This window comes from Mycobacterium syngnathidarum (assembly GCF_001942625.1).
GTDB lineage: Bacteria > Actinomycetota > Actinomycetes > Mycobacteriales > Mycobacteriaceae > Mycobacterium > Mycobacterium syngnathidarum.
This window is the reverse complement of sequence record NZ_MLCL01000082.1, coordinates 1-930: the sequence shown is the minus strand read 5'-3', so window position 1 is coordinate 930 and position 930 is coordinate 1. Positions and strand designations below refer to the sequence as shown.

General features: G+C 64.4%; 1 protein-coding gene. It reads right to left on the bottom strand.

The window, feature by feature from the left end; all coding sequences use genetic code 11:
• The coding region (locus BKG60_RS23375) for an IS481 family transposase (RefSeq protein WP_070947267.1) at positions 1 to 928 on the bottom strand (928 nt) is incomplete at its 3' end.
• Positions 929 to 930: the final 2 nt, after the last annotated feature.

The following is a 930-nucleotide window of genomic DNA, read 5'->3' as shown; positions in this document are numbered from 1 at the left end:
TGTTCTTCACGGGTAGGTTGTGAACGCGTAGGCGCTCGATTGGTGTCATTCCGCCGATGCCGGTGTGGGGTCGGTGGTGATTGTAGTGATGCAGCCAGTGCTGGTAGGTTCCGGCGCGTTCGGCCTCAGAGCGGTAGGTCTGCGCATAGGCCCATTCGGTGGTCAGGGTGCGGTTGAATCGCTCGACTTTGCCGTTGGTCTGTGGCCGGTAGGGCCGGGTCCTCTTGTGGGTGATGTCGGGGCCGAGCGCTTCAGCGAAATTCTTTGACCGGTAACAGGATCCATTGTCGGTCAACACTCGTTTGACGGTGATGCCGTGGTCGGCGAAGAACGCGTTGGCGCGTTTCCAGAATCCCGCGGCGGTTTCTTTGCGTTCGTCGGTGAGGTCCTCGGAGTAGGCCAGCCGGGAGTGGTCATCAACGGCGTGGTGCAAGAACGTGTATCCCATGCCGCAGCGGTTGCGCCGGCCGGCTTGGCGACCCAGCTTGCGATGGCCGCCCCCGTCGGGGATGCGGCCCAGTTTCTTGACGTCGACATGGACCAAGTCGCCGGGAGCCGGGTGCTCATAGCGGCGGGGTTTGGGCCGGCGTACCGGTAACCCGGTGTTTTGGTCCAGGTGCCGCAGCAATGGCATCCGGTAGCGGCGCAGCACCGCCTCAACGGTCGAGCGTGGCAGGTGCAGGTAAGCGGCGATGCGATGTGGGCCCCAGCGCCGGGTGAAGCGCAGGTTGACGATGCGCCGCTCACGTCGTTTCGGCAACCGCAACGGACTGCGATGCGGCCGGCTGGGCCGGTCTACCATCGCTGCTTCGCCACCGTCGCGATAACGGTCGGCCCATTTCTTGGCTGTGGCCACCGAACATTGGAACCGCTCAGCCGCGCGCCGCAAACTCCAGCCCTGATCAACAACCGCCTGCGCAAGCCGCAACC